Below are 17,013 nucleotides of genomic sequence, written 5' to 3' on the forward strand. Positions count from 1 at the left end.
GCTAGCGGGGGTCCAGGCCGTTGGCCAGGAACCACGGCAGCGGGTCGATCGGCCCGCTGCCGGCCGGCCGGATCTCGAAGTGCAGGTGCGGCCCGGTGCTGTTGCCGCTGCTGCCGACGAAGGCGATGACGTCGCCCTGCTTCACCGGCCCCTTGCGGATCTTGTAGCCGCGCAGGTGGCAGTACCAGGCCTCGGTGCCGTCGGACATCTTGAGGACCGACATGTAGCCGTAGAACGGGTTCCACTGGGTGCGGATCGTGCCGTCGGCGACGGCCATGACCTGGCTGCCGCCGTCGACCGGGAAGTCGATGCCGGTGTGGCGGTTGGCCCAGTGGGTGCCCGCCTCGCCGAACAGCTCGCCGAGGCCGTGCTGCGCGACCGGCATGACCACCTTGGGTTTGACCGGTTCCGGGGCCGGCTCGGCGGCGGGCTGCGCGGTCGGGGGGTCGCTCGGCCGGGCGTCGGTGGGCTGGGTGCCGGCCAGCGGTCGGCGGGCGTCGCCGCGCGAGGCCTGGGCCTGGTCGCCGGTCGCGAGGGCCTGCCGCGCCGCGGTCCGGGCGGCGGTGTTGTCCGGGGCGTCGGCCGCCGAGGCCTGCGACGGCACCCGCCCGTCCTGCTCCTGCACCACCGTGACGGCCGCCGCGCCGGCGACCCCGAGCGCGGCCATCGACGGGAGCGCGACCCGCAGCAGCGCCGTCCGGGTGGCCGCCTTGGCGGCACCGCGGCGCTCGGCGCGGGACTGCTCGCGGGCGGCGAGGCGCAGCTGCGCACGGGTCGGACGGGCGGCTGCTTCGGGAGCCATCGGGGGCTGCCTCCTCGGTGGGCCTCGGTCACGGACGTCGTCGGTCGAGGTCGAACAGCCGTGACTGTAGCCGGAAGGCCGATGCGCCGGAAAAACCTCCGGTTGTCAAGGGGGCGCTCGGGGGGTCTGTGGGGAGGTCGGCGGAAGGATGGGTATACCCGCTGGTAGCAAGGCTTGGAGCTGTGACTTTGCCCTCCTCTTGGGAGGGGGCGCGGTCAAGCGGGCCGGGTGGCGCTAACCTCCCCTCAGGTTGGTTATTGACCGTTAACCGCGCCCGTGGCCCACGAAGCCCGGTGGGGTGGTGGACAACGATGTCCAGGAGGCAGTGATGAGTGTGTCGGGGCCGATCCGTGTGGTGGTCGCCAAGCCGGGGCTCGACGGTCACGACCGTGGCGCCAAGGTCATTGCGCGTGCCCTGCGCGACGCCGGTATGGAGGTCATCTACACCGGGCTGCACCAGACGCCCGAGCAGGTCGTCGACACCGCGATCCAGGAGGACGCGGACGGCATCGGGCTGTCGATCCTCTCCGGTGCCCACATGACGCTGTGCGCGCGGGTGCTGGAGTTGCTGAAGGAGCGCGACGCGGCGGACATCAAGGTCTTCTGCGGGGGGATCATCCCGGACGAGGACATCGCCGAGCTCAAGGCGATGGGCGTCGCGGACATCTTCACCCCGGGCACGCCCACCCGGGACGTGGTCGCCTGGGTCGAGGCCAACCTGCGGGCGAGCTGATCCTCGGGTGAGCTGATCGTCGGCAGGACGGGCGGGCCGGTCCCTCGGGGCCGGCCCGCCCTGCCGTTCCCGGGGCCGCTTCGTCACCCGGCCCGCCGGACCGCTCGTCCGGACTGCCCGGCCGGAGGCCCGTTCGGACTGCCCGCCCGGCGTCAGCCCGCCAGCTCCGCGAGCATCGCGGCCCGGAAGCGCAGGGTGCCGGCCAGCCGGGCGAAGGTCTCGGCCCAGGCGGAGTCCGGGGCGGCCCCGGCGGCCAGCTCCTCCACCGCGCCGGCCGTCTCGGGCGCGAGCGCGCGCTCCGTCATCCCGAGCACCCCGCTGTGGCTCCACGGGTACGCGCCGGAGGCGGCGGCCCGGGCCAGGGCGCTCACCACGGCGGTGGACAGCGGCGGCGTCCACGGGGTGGCGCAGGCGCCGAGCAGCTGGAAGGCCTCGCCCAGCCCGTGCACCTCGATGAACGCGGCCGTCCAGGCGGCCCGCTCCTCGGGCGGCAGGACGGCCAGCAGCTTGGCCGGGGCGCCGGTGGCACGCGGGGCACGGGCCCGGCCGGCGCCGCGGGTGGGCGGCACCGGGGCCGGGCCGAGCAGTGCCCGGGCCCAGCCGGCGTCGTGCTGGCGGACGGCGGCGCGCGCCCAGGCCTCCCGCAGGTCGTCGGCCCAACTGCTGCTGGTCTCGTCGATGCTGTCGCCGACCCGCAGGGCGAGCAGCTGTTCGGGCGTCAGGCCGGTGCTCTCCGGCCAGACCGAGAGAGGGGCCGCGGCCACCAGCTCGCCGAACCACCAGGCCCGTTCGCCGCGCCCGGTGGGGGACTTGGGCGCGATGCCGTCGCGCTGCATCTGCGCGTCGCACTCGACGGGCGGGGTGACCAGCAGGTGCGTGCCGCTCCCGGCGAGGCGTACGGCGGTCCGCGCGCGCTCGCCCATCCGACGCGCCAGGGCGGAGCCGGGCAGGGTGGAGAGCAGTTCGGCGGCGGTCGCGCGGACGTTCTTGCTGCGGTCGCCGAGGGCGGCCTCCAGGAACGGCTCGTCGTCGGGGGAGAGGCCGTCCTGGAGGGAGTCCAGGAAGAGCAGGCGGTCCTCGGCCCGCTCGGTGGACCAGGTGCTCCGCAGCAGCTCCAGGCCGGCGGCCGGGTCCCGGCGGCGCAGCAGCGTGAGGTGGGTGACGCGCTCGGCGAACAGGCCCTCGTGCCACAGCTGGTGGTCGGCGGGGTCGTCCTGCTGCCGGGCCGGCTCCTGGGTGGTGGTGCGCAGCACGAACCGCCAGTCGGGGTTCCGCTCGGCCAGCCAGCGGCCCAGCGGGCCGGCCAGTGCGACGGCGTCGGAACGCAGTTCGCCGCGAGCGCGGGCGGCGTCGAGCAGGCCGGGTATCAGCGCGGCGGGCGGCCGCAGGCCCCGGGCGCGGGCGGTGGCGAGCCACTGCGGCAGCAGCTCGGCCAGGTTGGCCAGGGTGCCGCCGGCGGTACCGCCGCTGCCGCCGGTGCGGCCGGCCAGCAGGACCGCCAGCCGGCGGGCGGCCGGCTCGGGCAGCTCCGGCCGGGTGTCCTCGGGCGCGGGCGGGCCGGGCGGCTCGGCGGCCGGTACGGGCAGCGCGCCCGCCCGGCGGCGGACGGTGGCGAGGGCGGCCAGCTCCAGCAGGGCGGTGGCCGGGTCGGTCCGGTCCACGGCGTCGGCGAGCGGCAGGGCGGTGGCCGGGAGCGGGCGGCGGTCGGTGCCGAGCAGTGCGCTGGTGTGCAGGGTCTCCCACGGGTCCTGGGTGATCGTCATTCTCGGTGCTCCTAGGAATTGGTGAGGCCGACCGGTCGGTGCCCGGCGGGCCAGGCCGTGACCGGGGCGAAGCCCTGGTGGCCGTACTCGCCGAAGACCGTCAGCGGGCGGCCGGTGGAGACCGCGGCCAGGCGCCACAGCGCCGCCTCCGGGACGGCCGAGGCGCGGACGGGCACGGTGTGGTGGCCGTCCGTCAGGTACCAGCCGTCCGGGGTGCGGACCGGGACGACGTCGGTGAGGACGGTCGGCCAGGTGTCCAGCCACGGGTCGTCGGCGACGGCGGTGCCGTACCCGGCCACCGCCTCGGCGACGGTCAGCCCGGCGGGCGGGTCGGCCGGGCCCGCCTCGGGGACGCCGTAGCGGGTGCCGAGGACGGCGCGCAGCGGGCGGGCGCCGGGGTGGTAGGCGAGTTCGGCCTCCAGCAGGTGGCCGGTGGGCAGGGCGAGGTCGGGGGCCTGGCCGGGGCGGCCGAAGGCCAGCAGCAGGGCGGGGCGGCCGGTCTTGGCGCCGCGCAGCCAGACCCGGCGGGTGGTGAGCCGCTCGTCGGACGTGTCCCGGCTGCCGAGCACCAGCCAGCGGTCGCGGACGGTGGGGCCGGCCAGCACCTCGGCGGCGTCCAGGGTGTAGCCGACCCGGGCGCGGACGCTCGCGGCCAGTTCGGCGGGCAGCTCGTCGAGCCGGGTGGCGGCGGTGGCGAGCAGGTGGAGCATCGCGTACTCCTCCAGCCGCCGCTCCTGCGGCAGGGCGTCGAGTTCGCGGACCCGGGCGGCCAGGCCGGGGGCCTGCGCGTCGACCATGCGGGCGGCGACCTCCTCCCAGGGGCCGGCGGCGGACTGGTCGGCCAGGCCGTGTCGGATCCGGTCGGCCAGGCGCAGCCGCAGCTCGGCCGCGCCGGCCGCGACCCGGGCGCCGCGCTTCTCGGCCCGGCGGCGGGCGGCCTCCGGGTCGACCGGCGCCGCCGCGCGTTTCTCGGCGCGCTCCTGGCGGGCCCGGAGCCAGTCGGCCGCCCAGTCGGCGGGCTCGGCGGCCGGGACGGCCTCCGGGGAGCCGCTCCACAGCAGGAGGAGTCCGAGCGCGTGCTTGCACGGGAACTTCCGGCTGGGGCAGGTGCAGTTGTAGGCGGGCGTGACGAGTTCGATCACGGTGCGGTACGGCGTGCGGCCGCTGCCCTTGCACTCGCCCCAGACCGCGGTGCCGTCGGCGCCCGTGCCGGACCACGACGCGGGCGAGGAGAGCTTGCCCGCCGCCTTCTGCGATGCGGCGTCAGGTGCCAGGGACAGGACGTGTTCGGTGCTCCAGCGTTCCTCCATGCGACCGACCGTAGGCGGCGGCACTGACAGTGGCTGACTGACCGTCCGGCGCCCTTCCCGGGGTCGGCGGGCGTTGTCAGTGGGACGGTGCAGGGTGGTTCCCACAGGCCGGGACGCCGACCTGGCTCCCCCCGATCATCCTGCCCCGGGGCACCCGTGTGCCCCGGTGGCCGACCTCAAGGAGCCCCCATGACCGACGTTCTGCGGCAGCACGCCGAGGACGCCTTCGCCGGCGAACTGGCCGCCCTGGCCGCGCAGGACGACCGTCCGCGCCCGGAGCGCTGGAAGCTGTCGCCATGGGCCGTGGCGACGTACCTGCTCGGCGGCGAACTGCCCGACGGCACCCGGATCACCCCCAAGTACATCGGCCCGCGCCGCGTGGTCGAGGTCGCCGTGACGACGCTGGCGACGGACCGGGCGCTGCTGCTGCTCGGCGTGCCCGGCACCGCGAAGACCTGGGTGTCCGAGCACCTGGCGGCCGCGATCAGCGGCGACTCCACGATGCTGGTGCAGGGCACCGCGGGCACCCCCGAGGAGGCCGTCCGGTACGGCTGGAACTACGCCCAGCTGCTCACCCGCGGCCCCAGCCCGGACGCCCTGGTGCCCTCGCCGCTGATGCGGGCGATGGCCGACGGCAAGATCGCCCGGGTCGAGGAGCTGACCCGCATCCCGGCCGACGTCCAGGACAGCCTGATCACCATCCTGTCCGAGAAGACTCTCCCGGTGCCGGAGTTGGGCAGCGAGACGCAGGCGGTGCGCGGCTTCAACGTGATCGCCACCGCCAACGACCGCGACCGCGGCGTCAACGAGCTCTCCAGCGCGTTGCGCCGCCGGTTCAACACCGTGGTGCTGCCGCTGCCGGGCTCGCTGGAGGAGGAGGTCGACATCGTCACCCGCCGGGTCGGCCAGCTCGGCCGCTCCCTGGAGCTGCCCGAACTGCCCGGCGGCGCCGAGGAGATCAGGCGCGTGGTGACCGTCTTCCGGGAGTTGCGGGCCGGGATCACGGTGGACGGCCGGACGAAGGTCAAGACCCCGAGCGGCACCCTCTCCACCGCCGAGGCGATCTCGGTGGTGACCAACGGCCTGGCCCTGGCCACCCACTTCGGCGACGGCGTGCTGCGCGCCGGGGACGTGACGGCCGGCATCCTCGGCGCCGTCGTCCGAGACCCGGTGGCGGACCAGGCGGTCTGGCGCGAGTACGTCGAAGGGGTGGTGCGCGAGCGCGACGGCTGGAAGGACTTCTACCGGGCCGCTCGCGAGGTGACGGCATGACCGCGGAGGTCGCTCTCCTCGGCATCCGCCACCACGGCCCCGGCTCGGCCCGTTCGGTGGCCGCCGCGCTGGCGCAGTGGCAGCCGGACGCGGTGCTCGTCGAGGGTCCGCCGGAGGCCGACGGCATCGTCCACCTGGCCGCCGAGAAGGACCTGGTGCCGCCGGTCGCGCTGCTCGCCCACGCGGTGGACGACCCGGCGAAGGCCGCCTTCTGGCCGTACGCCGCGTTCTCCCCGGAGTGGGTGGCGATCCGGCACGCCGTGGAGCACGACCTGCCGGTCCGCTTCATCGACCTGCCCGCCGGGTACGGCTTCGCGCGCGCGCCCGAGGCCACCGCCGGTTCCGACGACACCGCCGGTTCCGACGGCACCGGTGGATCCGACGCCACGGGTGCCGACGACGCCGGCGAGCTGCCCGTCGACCCGCTGGCACTGCTCGCCGAGGCGGCCGGGCACGACGACCCGGAGCGCTGGTGGGAGGACGTCGTCGAGCACCGCGCGCCCGGCACCGACGCGCTGGCCCCGTTCGCCGCCGTCGCCGAGGCGATGGGCGCGCTGCGCGCCGAGGGTCTCGGCGAGTCCCGCCGGGACCTGCTGCGCGAGGCGTACATGCGCCAGCAGATCCGCGCCGCCCGCCGCGCCGGGCACCGGCGGATCGCCGTGGTCTGCGGAGCCTTCCACGTCCCCGCGCTGGAGACGATGCCCACCGTCGCGCACGACCGGGCGCTGCTCGCCGAGCTGCCGAAGAAGGTGCGGACGGACATCACCTGGGTGCCCTGGACGCACCGCCGGCTCTCCCCGGCCACCGGGTACGGCGCGGGCGTGCACTCGCCCGGCTGGTACCACCACCTGTTCACCACCGACGGCGACCCGGTGCCGCGCTGGCTCACCCGGGCCGCCGACCTCCTGCGCGCCGAGGACCACCCGGTCTCCTCCGCCCACGTCATCGAGGCGGTCCGGCTCGCCGAGACCCTGGCCGTCCTGCGCGGTCGCCCGCTCGCCGGGCTGACCGAGACCCTGGACGCCGTCCGCGCGGTGCTCTGCGAGGGCTCGGACGTCGCCCTGGAGCTGGTCCGGGACCGCCTGGTGATCGGCGACGAGCTCGGCGAGGTCCCGGACGCCGCACCGGCGGTTCCGCTGCAGCGCGACCTCGCCCGGCTGCAGCGCTCGCTGCGACTCAAGCCCGAGGCCACGCCGAAGGACATCGACCTCGACCTGCGCAAGGAGACCGACGCGGCCCGCTCCCGGCTGCTGCACCGGCTGCGGCTGCTGGGCGTGGACTGGGGCGTGCCGGCCCGCTCCTCGGTCAACTCGACCGGGACGTTCCGGGAGAGTTGGCGGCTGTGCTGGCAGCCGGAGTTCGCGGTCCGGATCGCCGAGGCCGCCCAGTGGGGCACCACGGTCGAGGAAGCGGCCACCGGAAAGGCGGTCGGCACCGCCCGCGCCGCCGTCGAACTCGCCGAACTGACCGGCCTGGTGGAGACCTGCCTGCTGGCCGGGCTGTCCGGCGCGCTGCCCGCAGTGATGCGGGTGCTCGCCGACTGCGCGGCCCTGGACACCGACGTCGCGCACCTGGCGGGCGCGCTGCCCGCGCTGGTCCGCGCGCTGCGCTACGGCGACGTGCGGGGCACCGACGACGGCGCGCTCGCCGGGGCGGCGGCCGGCCTGGCCGAGCGGATCTGCGTCGGACTGCCGCCCGGCTGCGTCGGGCTGGACGCCGAGAGCGCGGCGGCGATGCGCGGCCGCCTCGACGAGGTGCACGGCGCGATCGGCCTGCTGACCTCCGCCGGGCCGCCGGCCGCCGACGCCGCACCGGACCGGGACGGTCCCGACGGCCGGGGTGACGCTGCCCACCCGGGCAACCCCGCCGCCCCCGCCGGCCCCGACCGGGCACCGGACCCGTACGGCCTGGCCGGCCTGGCCGACCGCTGGGCCGCCGCCCTGCGCTCACTGGCCGCCCGCGAGCCGTCCGGCGGCCCGGCGACCGGCGCCCCGGGCCTGCTCCGCGGCCGGGCCGTCCGGCTGCTGCTGGACGACGGCCGACTCGACTCCGAGGAGGCCGGCCGCCGACTGCGGCTGGTCCTGTCCGTCGCCAACGCCCCCGCGGACGCGGCCGGTTGGGTCGAGGGCTTCCTCACCGGCGGCGGCGCCCTGCTGCTGCACGACCCCCGGCTGCTCGCCCTGCTGGACGCCTGGCTGACCGGGGTGAGCGGCGAGGTCTTCACCGACGTCCTGCCGCTGCTGCGCCGTACCTTCGCCGGGCTGGAGGCGGGCGTGCGGACGACCATCGGCGGCCGGGTCGCGGCCGGTCCGCTCGGCGGCCCCCCGGCGGACCGGGCCCCGGTGGGCGAACTGGACCGCGCCCGCGCCGACGCCGCCGTCCCCGTCGTGGCCCTGCTGCTAGGCATCCGCCCGCGGATCCCCCGGCAGGCCGCCGGCCGCAACACCTGACCCTCGCAGCAGCGGACACACCCGCCGCACCCGACGACCCGCCGCACCCGACGACCGGCCGCACCCGATCACCGCGGTACCCGCTGAAGCAGGAGGACGAGATGGCAGCGCCCACGACCGACGAACGGCTGCGCCGCTGGCGGCTGGTGCTCGGCGGCGAGGCCGACGGCACCGGCTGCACCCTGCGCGGCCGGGACGCCGCGATGGACGGCGCCCTCGGCGCGCTCTACCGCGGCGCGCCCGAGCAGGGCGGCCGGGCCGGCCGCGGCGGCGGGCGGCGCAGCGCGGGGCTGGGCGGTTCGGCCCCGCAGGTGGCCCGCTGGCTGGGCGACATCCGGGAGTACTTCCCGTCCACCGTCGTCCAGCTGATGCAGCAGGACGCGATCACCCGGCTCGGCCTGGACCGGCTGCTGCTGGAGCCGGAGATGCTGGAGGCCGTCGAACCGGACGTCCACCTGGTCGGCACCCTGCTCTCGCTCAAGCACGCGCTGCCCGAGACCACCCGGGAGACCGCCCGGGCCGTGGTCGGCAAGGTGGTCGCCGACCTGGAGCGCCGACTGGCCGACCGCACCCGGGCCACCCTCGGCGGGGCCCTCGACCGCAGCGCCAAGGTCAACCGCCCCCGGCACCGCGACATCGACTGGGACCGGACGATCCGGGCCAACCTGAAGAACTACCTGCCCGAGTACGGCACCGTCGTCCCGGAGCGGCTGGTCGGCTACGCCCGCGCCCAGCGCGCGGTGAAGAAGGACGTCATCCTCTGCATCGACCAGTCCGGCTCGATGGCGCCCTCGGTCGTGCACTCGGCGGTCTTCGGCGCGGTGCTCGCCTCGATGCGCACCCTGGACACCCGGCTGGTCGTCTTCGACACCTCGGTGGTCGACCTCACCGAGCAGCTCACCGACCCGGTGGACGTCCTGTTCGCCACCCGGCTCGGCGGCGGCACCGACATCAACCGCGCGCTCGCCTACTGCCAGTCGAAGATCACCCGCCCCTCCGAGACCGTCGTCGTGCTGATCAGTGACCTGTACGAGGGCGGTATCCGGGACGGCATGCTCAAGCGGGTCGCCGCGATGAAGGCGGCCGGCGTCCAGTTCATCGCCCTGCTCGCGCTCTCCGACGAGGGTGCGCCCGCCTACGACCACGCACACGCCGCCGCCCTGGCCGCCCTCGGCGCGCCGGCCTTCGCCTGCACCCCGGACGTGTTCCCCGAGATCATGGCGGCGGCGATCGAGAAGCGCCCGATCCCGGTGCCCGACCAGGGGGTGTGACGGATTCACCCGGACGTGCGAATCCACCCGATCGGTGGAAGGGGGTTTACCGGGACGCTCTAGGCTGTCTGTGACGGTTCTCACCCATGCCGGGCAGGCCCCGGGCGGAACAGTCCCGTCCCACGGGGATAACCTGCCAGACGGACGTGACGCGCGTGTTGATTGACGTGTGCGCCCGTGGCTGTGTGGGCCGCAAGGCCGTACCTCTGCGTACCCGCACCGCCCCGACGACCCGCAGCGAAGATCCTGCCGTGGCACGCTCGTAGAGACACAATCCGCGACCACGAACAAGGACGAACACACGTGGACCTGTTCGAGTACCAGGCGAGGGACCTCTTCGCCAAGCACGGCGTGCCCGTGCTTGACGGTGATGTCATCGAGACCCCCGAAGCCGCTCGTGCCATCGCCGAGCGCTTCGGCGGACGCGCCGTCGTCAAGGCTCAGGTGAAGGTCGGCGGCCGCGGCAAGGCCGGTGGCGTCAAGCTCGCCGCGGACCCGGCCGATGCCGTCGCCAAGGCCGAGGCGATCCTCGGTATGGACATCAAGGGCCACACCGTTCACAAGGTGATGCTGGCCCAGACCGCGGACATCAAGGACGAGTACTACGTCTCGTTCCTGCTGGACCGCACCAACCGCACCTTCCTGGCCATGGCCAGCGTCGAGGGCGGCGTGGAGATCGAGGTCGTCGCCGAGCAGAACCCCGAGGCGCTCGCCAAGATCCCGGTCGACGCCAACGAGGGCTGCACCCCGGAGAAGGCCGCCGAGATCGTCGCCGCGGCGAAGTTCCCGGCCGAGATCGCCGACCAGGTCGCCGACGTCCTGCAGAAGCTGTGGAAGGTCTTCATCGCCGAGGACGCGCTCCTCGTCGAGGTCAACCCGCTGATCAAGTCCGGCGACGGCAAGATCATCGCGCTTGACGGCAAGGTCTCCCTGGACGAGAACGCCGAGTTCCGCCAGCCCGAGCACGAGGCCCTGGAGGACAAGGCCGCGGCCAACCCGCTGGAGGCCGCCGCCAAGGCCAAGGGCCTGAACTACGTCAAGCTCGAGGGCCAGGTCGGCATCATCGGCAACGGCGCGGGCCTCGTCATGAGCACCCTCGACGTGGTCGCCTACGCCGGTGAGAAGCACGGCGGCGTCAAGCCCGCCAACTTCCTCGACATCGGTGGCGGCGCGTCCGCCGAGGTCATGGCGAACGGCCTGGAGATCATCCTGGGCGACCCCGACGTCAAGTCGGTCTTCGTCAACGTCTTCGGCGGCATCACCGCGTGCGACGCGGTCGCCAACGGCATCGTGCAGGCCCTGGAGCTCCTCGCGAGCAAGGGCGAGAACGTCACCAAGCCGCTGGTCGTCCGTCTGGACGGCAACAACGCGGAGCTGGGTCGCAAGATCCTCGACGACGCGAACCACCCGCTGGTCCAGCGCGTGGACACCATGGACGGCGCCGCTGACCGCGCCGCCGAGCTGGCCAACAAGTAAGGAAGGGGACTTCACACCATGGCTATCTTCCTTACCAAGGACAGCAAGGTCATCGTCCAGGGCATGACCGGCTCCGAGGGCATGAAGCACACTCGCCGCATGCTCGCCTCCGGCACCCAGATCGTCGGCGGTGTCAACCCGCGCAAGGCCGGCACCACGGTCGACGTCGACGGCACCGAGGTGCCCGTCTTCGGCACCGTCGCCGAGGCCATGGAGAAGACCGGTGCCGACGTCACCGTCATCTTCGTGCCGCCGAAGTTCACCAAGGACGCCGTCGTCGAGGCCGTCGACGCCGAGATCGGCCTGGCCGTCGTCATCACCGAGGGCGTTCCGGTGCACGACACCGCCGCCTTCTGGGCGCACGCCGGTGCCAAGGGCAACAAGACCCGCATCATCGGCCCGAACTGCCCCGGCCTGATCAGCCCCGGACAGTCGAACGCCGGCATCATCCCGGCCGACATCACCACCTCCGGCAAGATCGGTCTGGTCTCGAAGTCCGGCACCCTGACCTACCAGCTCATGTACGAGCTGCGCGACATCGGCTTCACCTCGGCCGTGGGCATCGGCGGTGACCCGGTCATCGGCACCACCCACATCGACGCTCTCAAGGCCTTCCAGGAGGACCCGGAGACCGAGATCATCGTCATGATCGGTGAGATCGGTGGCGACGCCGAGGAGCGTGCCGCGGACTTCATCAAGGCGAACGTGACCAAGCCGGTCGTCGGCTACGTCGCGGGCTTCACCGCCCCCGAGGGCAAGACCATGGGCCACGCCGGCGCCATCGTCTCCGGTTCCTCGGGCACCGCCCAGGCGAAGAAGGAGGCCCTCGAGGCCGCCGGTGTCAAGGTCGGCAAGACGCCGTCCGAGACCGCCCGCCTGGCCCGCGAGATCATCGCCGCCCAGGCCTGATCCCGCCCCCGCGCGCAACGAGCGCCCCCGCCCTTCCCGGGCGGGGGCGCTCGCCGCTTTCAGCGGGCTGCTTCGGCGCGCTGCTTTCGGCGCGCCTCCGGCTGCCGGCCTCCGGGGAGCCGGCCTCCTTCAGTGCGCTCTCGGTCCCGTCGTGCAGGGCCGCGGCGACCACAGCGGGCAGACCACCGGACCCTGCGGCGGCGGGGCCTCCGCGCCCCGCGCCGCCGCCGGCAGCTGCCAGCGGGCGACTGCCTGGCTGTGAGGCTCCAGCAGTACTGCCTCCAGTCCCGGCGCCGGGCTGCACCACAGGCTGCTGATGCCGTTCGGCGCCCCGCCCGGCAGCAGCGGCACGCCCGGCTCCTCCGCCTCGGCGGCGGGCAGGCACAGCGAGGGTGCCGGCGGCTCGGGCGGCCGGAACAGCACGGCCGGCCGCACCCCCGCCAGGGTCGCCAGCGCCGCCCCGCCCACCGCCGCCGTCAGCAGGGCCGCCGCGCCCGTCCGGCTCGCCGTCCCCAGCCGGTACCGGGCCCGCAGCACCGGCACCGGCGCCCGGTGCGGCGCCGGGCAGCCGCGCACCGCCGCCCGGTGCAGCAGTCGGCTCAGCCCGTCCGCGAACCCCGGCGCCGCCGGATCCGGCCCCACCAGGTCCGGCACCCACTGCGCCAGCGCCGCCCTGGCCGTCCACACCCGCCCCTCGGCGGCCGCCCGCGTCGACTCCACCTCCACCGCGATCGCCGCCGCCGGCAGCCCCAGCCCGTCGTGCAGCACCAGCGCCCGGCGCTGCGGCCGCGACAGCCGCTTGAGCGCCTTCAGCAGCGCCCGGTCGCGGTCGGTCAGCCGGTCGTGGTCCGGCAGCACCGCCTGCGACTCGTCCGCCGGACGCACCTGGATCCGCCGGTGTGGCAGGCCCCACGCGTGCGCCCGTCGCGGCCCGCCCCGGTGCCACGGCGACAGCGCCAGCTCACACGCCCGCACCCGCACCCACGCCTCCGGATCCCCCGACCGGGCCACCGCCTGCCACCCCCGCCGCGCCTGCCCGAACGCCAGCCGCACACAGTGCACCGCGCGGTGGCGGCAGGCGGTCAGCAGGAACACCTGCTGCACCAGGCGGGTGTGCGCGGTCTCGTACAGCTCCTCGAAGCTCGGCGCCGGGCGGTCGGCGGCGTAGGGCGAAGCCGGTGCGGGGGACGAAGGGTCGCGCCTCTCCGCGGGCCGGCCGCGCCCGCCCGCGGCCGGTGCGGCCGGAGCCGTGTGCGTCATCTCGCCGTGCCCTTCCGTGCCGGCGGGCGCCGGGGCGGGCCGGCCGCCGACGGCCGGGGGCTGCTGGTGCTTCGCGGTCGAGGAGTCCTGGGGGGCCTGCGGTCCGTCGCCGGAGGGTGCCGTACGGCTGGCGAGCGGGGGCCGCTGATGCTCCGGAGCCGTGGAACCCTGGGGGTTCTGCGCCAGGTTGTCGTGCTGTGCCGCCTCCTCGTTCCGTCCGGTGCCGGAGGACTGCCGCCGTTCTTCGTCTGCGGCCGAGGCGGCCGGAGTCGCCTGCCCGCCGTCGGCGGCCGGGCGCCCGTGCGCGGCCGCCGACGGCGCCGTGCCGGTGCCGGCGGAGGTGTGCGGCTCCGCGCCGGTCTCCGGAGAGGTGTCGATGAGGTCCGGCCGGGGCGCCTGGTCGGGGAGGGAGGACGGACGCCCGCGCGCGGGCGTGTGCGCCGTGTCTCCGCGCTCTTGGCGGGCGCGCCGCGCCGTCCGGCCGCGTCGGGCGCCGGAGGCGGGGGGTGGCGTGGCGCCCGGCGGCGCTGCCACCACTGCTTGAGGTGCCGACTGCGCCGCTTGCTCGGCCGTTCGGGTCCGTCCGCCGTCGATCGCCGTCCGGCCGTTGACCGCGGCGGGGCCGAGGGAGGACGGGGTGAGGCCGGCGAAGTTCGCCGGGCGCAGGGGCGGGACGTACGGCAGGGTGCCCGCGGCGCGGGTGATCGCCTCGGCTTCGGTGGGGGCGCCGAGTTTCCGCATGGCGCGCAGGAGGTAGCTGCGGGCGGTGGTGGGGGTGATGCCGAGGGCGGCGGCGGTGTGGGGGAGGTCGTGCCCGGCGGCGAGGTGGGCGAGGGTCTGGGCCTCACGGGGGGTCAGCTTCCGCAGCAGGCGGGCCGCGTCGTGGTCGGCGCCGGCGGGCTCGCGGTGGCGCTTCGGGGTGGGGGAGTCGGCGGTGGGCGGCGTGGTCATCAGACGCTCCGGGCCGGGGCGCCGGCGGTTGGGGGGCAGGGTCTGAAAATGCGCATAAGCCAATAATCTGGGACACGGCGGCGGTTTGCCGCTTCACGGAGCATGGCGAGTCGCCTTGGCACCATGAGGCGCATGACGCAGCTGATGGGCCGTCCGATCCTCGAGGCGCCGGGAGAATTGGGCGGACGCCCCGCGCTGGCCGACCTGTTGGCGGGGGTACGGGCGGCGCTGGTCGGCTTGGCGGGGGTCGGAGTGCCGGTGCTCGGGCTGTGGGTGGTGACGCCGTACGCGGACGACGGCGCCGCCGCTGCCACCCGGTTGGCGGGGGTGCTGTGGCTGCTCGGGCACGGTGCGCCGGTGCTGCGCGGGGATGCGGGCGCCCCGCTGACCGTCACTCCGCTGCTGCTCGGCGTCCTGGCCGTGGTCCGGCTCCACCGGGCGGGTGCCGGGGTGGCGGCGCGGCGCGGGCCGCTGCGCTCGCGCTGGGGCGGCCCGGTGGCGCTATGGGCGGGGTACTGCGCGGTGGCGGTGGCGGTGGCCCTGCACTGCGCGGGCGCCGGGCTGTTCCGCAGCCAGGTGCTGCTGGACGTCCTGGTGGTGGCAGTGGTGGCGGCCCTGGCCACGGCCGCCGGAGTCCGCTCGGCCGACGCCGTCGGCTCCCCGATGGCCCGCTCCCCGATCGCCCGCTCCACGATGGTCGGCTCCCCGATGGCCCGCTCCCCGATCGCCCGCTCCACGATCGTCGGCTCCCCGATCGCCCGCTCCCTGCTGGACCGTCTCCCGCCGTCGTGCCGTCCGACCGGCGGCGCGGCGGTGGTACGGGCCGCGGCGCTGGCGGCCGGGGCCGGGCTGGTCGCGGCGGGCGGGGTGCTGGTGGCGGTGTCGGCGCTGCTGGACGCGGTGGTCGGTGGCGGGCGCGGGATGGCGCTGCTCGGACGCGGGCCCGCCGCGCTGTCGGGCCTGCTGCTGCTCGCGCTGGTGCTGCTGCCGAACGCGGTGCTGTGGGGCGCGGCGTACGCGCTCGGCCCGGGGTTCGTGGTGGGCACCGGGACGGCGGTGTCGCCGGGCGGTACGGCGCTGGGGTCGGTGCCGGAGTTCCCGCTGTTCGCGCTGCTGCCGGCCGACGGCCCGGGCGGCTGGCGGTGGGCGGCGCTGGTGCTGCCGCTGCTGGCCGGGGTGGTGCCGACGGTGTTGTTGGGCCGCGCGGCGGCGGGTCGGCGGAGTCCGGCCGACGGGATCGACGGGATCGAGGGAATCGAAGGGGTCGAGGGGGCTGAGGACCGCGCCGAGCCCTGGCCGCCCGCCGCGACGGTGACGGCTGCGCTGGCGGCGGCCCTGGTGGTGGGGGCGGTGGCCGCCCTGCTGGGCTGGCTGTCCGGCGGGGCGCTGGCGGGCGAGCGGATGGTCTGGCTGGGGCCGGTGCCGTGGTCGACGGGCCTGGCGGCGGCGGGCTGGCTCGCGCTGGTGACCGTCCCGGGCGCCCTGCTCGTACGGCACCGCGCGCTCGCCCCGGCGGAGGGTCAGGGCGCGTACGCCCGGCTCGTGTGGCAGGCGCGCCGGGGTGCGCTGCGGCTGCGTGCCCGTACGCACGCCCTCGTGCTGCGCCTGTCCGGGCCTGCCCGCGAGGCCGCGGACCCGGTCGACTGAAGCCGGACCGGTCGACTGACGGACTGACGGACGGCCGGACTGCCGGGCTACTCGGTGTTCCCGGTGAAGTCCACGTACCACTGCGGCGCGTACCGGTCGCAGTTCTCGGCGCCGACGGCGGTCAGCGAGTCCTGGACGCAGGTGACGTAGTCGCGGTAGTGGTAGCCGAGGCCGATCACCGACGTGGCGACGACGACGGTCATCGCGCCGGTCAGGATCCCGGCGAGCGCGGCCGGGGTGAGCGGGTTCGGCGCCGTGCCCCCGCGGACCGGGCCGAACGCCCCCGAAGGACCGACCGCCCCCGAAGGACCGACCGCCCCCGCAGGGCCGGCGGCCGCGCCCGCGGCACCCTTCGGGCTCCGCAGGGCGCTGATGCCCCAGACGATGCCGAGCACCCCGACCAGCAGGGCGATCCAGTGGAAGCCCGCGAACAGGCAGACCAGCGCGAACGGCCCGGCCAGCGCGGCGTTGCGGGCCCGGCGGTGGGCCGGGTTGGCGGGGTCGAGCCGGGGCGGCTGCGGGGCCGGGGGCCGCTGGCCGGGCCGGCCGTCGCCCTGGCCGGAGCCCCACGGCGGCGGGAGCTGCGGGCGCTCGCCACCCTGGCCGCCGGCGCCGTCCGAGCCCTTGCCGGTCCAGGGGCTGCGCGGCTGCCACGGCTGGTCCGGGGCATCCGTGGGCGGCGGCGCGAAGGGGTTGCGCTCGTCGGTGTCGTCGCCGCTGCTCATGGGTTCAGCCAATCCTTGTCGGTCGGAGCTCGGCCGGAGCTCTGTCGGAACTCTGTCGGAACCCGGTCGAACTCGGCCGGAGCTCGCTCCGAGTCCGGCCTGAGGGTCCCGCGGTCGTCGCGGTCTCGCGGTCGGCGCGGTCTCCCGCGCCCTCCAATGATCCCGCAGCCGTTCGTCGGCCCACCGGCGGCCCGGGCCCCGAGCCCGGTCGGGGCCGTCCGGACGGGGCGGGACTCCGGTGCGGCGGGCCCCCGGCCGTGTCTTCGACAGGCCCGGGGAGATCCCCGTCTCAACTACGCGCGTAGCGCCGCCGGGAGGGTTCGGAGGCCGTCCGACCAGCCGTTATCGTGGTGACGGTCAGCAGCTCACATCGGTTCCCGGGGCCCGCGTCGCGGCGGGTTTTCCTGGTGTTCCCCCTCGCTCGACCTGCCGTTCGTAGTGGCC

At 75.8% G+C, this 17,013-nt stretch carries 12 protein-coding genes; 7 read left to right on the forward strand and 5 right to left on the reverse strand.

Features of this window, described 5'->3' with window-relative positions; genetic code table 11:
* Nucleotide 1 precedes the first annotated feature (1 nt).
* A complete protein-coding gene (locus tag ACZ52J_RS06300) occupies nucleotides 2-802 on the reverse strand; it encodes a M23 family metallopeptidase (RefSeq protein ID WP_465616238.1) in 801 nt (266 codons plus the stop codon).
* A 328-nt stretch (nucleotides 803-1,130) separates the two neighbouring features.
* Here ACZ52J_RS06300 and ACZ52J_RS06305 point away from each other — a divergent pair, with 328 nt between their 5' ends.
* Nucleotides 1,131-1,535 (forward strand): cobalamin B12-binding domain-containing protein, encoded by a 405-nt coding sequence (locus ACZ52J_RS06305; protein ID WP_189916109.1) that lies wholly within the window; start codon nucleotides 1,131-1,133, stop codon nucleotides 1,533-1,535.
* 152 nt (nucleotides 1,536-1,687) lie between these two features.
* Here the strand turns inward: ACZ52J_RS06305 and ACZ52J_RS06310 are convergent, their stop codons facing one another.
* A complete protein-coding gene (locus tag ACZ52J_RS06310) occupies nucleotides 1,688-3,298 on the reverse strand; it encodes a DUF5691 domain-containing protein (RefSeq protein ID WP_465616240.1) in 1,611 nt (536 codons plus the stop codon).
* 11 nt (nucleotides 3,299-3,309) lie between these two features.
* Nucleotides 3,310-4,608, reverse strand: coding sequence for an SWIM zinc finger family protein (locus ACZ52J_RS06315; protein ID WP_465616242.1), 1,299 nt, complete (start codon nucleotides 4,606-4,608; stop codon nucleotides 3,310-3,312).
* A gap of 189 nt (nucleotides 4,609-4,797) precedes the next feature.
* On the opposite strand from ACZ52J_RS06315, the gene ACZ52J_RS06320 reads away from it, so the two are divergent.
* From ACZ52J_RS06320 to sucD, 5 genes are all read left to right on the forward strand, one after another.
* Nucleotides 4,798-5,880 carry an ATP-binding protein gene (locus ACZ52J_RS06320; protein WP_465616244.1) on the forward strand — a complete coding sequence of 361 codons (1,083 nt, stop codon included), beginning with the start codon at nucleotides 4,798-4,800 and terminating at the stop codon, nucleotides 5,878-5,880.
* Complete coding sequence (locus ACZ52J_RS06325; protein ID WP_465616246.1) at nucleotides 5,877-8,330, forward strand: DUF5682 family protein; 2,454 nt, start codon at nucleotides 5,877-5,879, stop codon at nucleotides 8,328-8,330. Before ACZ52J_RS06320 ends, ACZ52J_RS06325 begins: the two co-directional genes overlap by 4 nt.
* A 101-nt stretch (nucleotides 8,331-8,431) precedes the next feature.
* Nucleotides 8,432-9,601: a VWA domain-containing protein gene (locus tag ACZ52J_RS06330; RefSeq protein ID WP_360495157.1), complete on the forward strand. Its 1,170-nt coding sequence runs from the start codon at nucleotides 8,432-8,434 to the stop codon at nucleotides 9,599-9,601.
* Between the two features lie 303 nt (nucleotides 9,602-9,904).
* On the forward strand, nucleotides 9,905-11,077 hold the full coding sequence (gene sucC / locus ACZ52J_RS06335; RefSeq protein WP_360495160.1) for an ADP-forming succinate--CoA ligase subunit beta: 1,173 nt from the start codon (nucleotides 9,905-9,907) through the stop codon (nucleotides 11,075-11,077).
* Between the two features lie 18 nt (nucleotides 11,078-11,095).
* On the forward strand, nucleotides 11,096-11,986 hold the full coding sequence (gene sucD, locus ACZ52J_RS06340; RefSeq protein ID WP_360495163.1) for a succinate--CoA ligase subunit alpha: 891 nt from the start codon (nucleotides 11,096-11,098) through the stop codon (nucleotides 11,984-11,986).
* Nucleotides 11,987-12,115: 129 nt separating this feature from the next.
* Here the strand turns inward: sucD and ACZ52J_RS06345 are convergent, their stop codons facing one another.
* On the reverse strand, nucleotides 12,116-14,197 hold the full coding sequence (locus tag ACZ52J_RS06345) for a LuxR C-terminal-related transcriptional regulator (RefSeq protein ID WP_465616249.1): 2,082 nt from the start codon (nucleotides 14,195-14,197) through the stop codon (nucleotides 12,116-12,118).
* 132 nt (nucleotides 14,198-14,329) lie between these two features.
* Here ACZ52J_RS06345 and ACZ52J_RS06350 point away from each other — a divergent pair, with 132 nt between their 5' ends.
* Nucleotides 14,330-15,844, forward strand: coding sequence for a cell division protein PerM (locus ACZ52J_RS06350; RefSeq protein WP_465616251.1), 1,515 nt, complete (start codon nucleotides 14,330-14,332; stop codon nucleotides 15,842-15,844).
* A gap of 47 nt (nucleotides 15,845-15,891) precedes the next feature.
* Here the strand turns inward: ACZ52J_RS06350 and ACZ52J_RS06355 are convergent, their stop codons facing one another.
* Nucleotides 15,892-16,569: a hypothetical protein gene (locus ACZ52J_RS06355; protein WP_465616253.1), complete on the reverse strand. Its 678-nt coding sequence runs from the start codon at nucleotides 16,567-16,569 to the stop codon at nucleotides 15,892-15,894.
* Between the last annotated feature and the right edge of the window lie 444 nt (nucleotides 16,570-17,013).

This window comes from Kitasatospora sp. NPDC034035 (assembly GCF_055575755.1).